We start from the raw sequence: 240 nt of genomic DNA on the forward strand, positions 1-240 counted from the left end.
CACCGAAAAGGATGCGCAAGAAAAGAAAGGTGGAGGGAGGGGCAAAAACCCCCCGCTACACCTCGTTAAGCGACTTTTCCCCCGTTCTGTACACAGGTCGGCGGCACCGCGAGCCAAGGTTGAACACCGGGTTCAAGGAACTTTCTACCCACAGGGTGGGGAAAGTAAAACGCCTGGTCAGACGGGACATGTCTGCAGAAACTTCCTTCTTGTCCACAGGCTTCCACACACCTTCTACAC

1 protein-coding gene is annotated in these 240 nt (G+C 55.0%); it reads right to left on the reverse strand.

Annotation, left to right across the window (positions count from 1 at the left end; all coding sequences use genetic code 11):
• Window positions 1–55: 55 nt before the first annotated feature.
• A partial coding sequence (locus ACPYOG_RS20525) for a hypothetical protein (RefSeq protein WP_481295913.1) occupies window positions 56–240 on the reverse strand: 185 nt, incomplete at its 5' end.

The sequence above is a fragment of the Leifsonia sp. HAY1-4F genome, assembly GCF_056755275.1.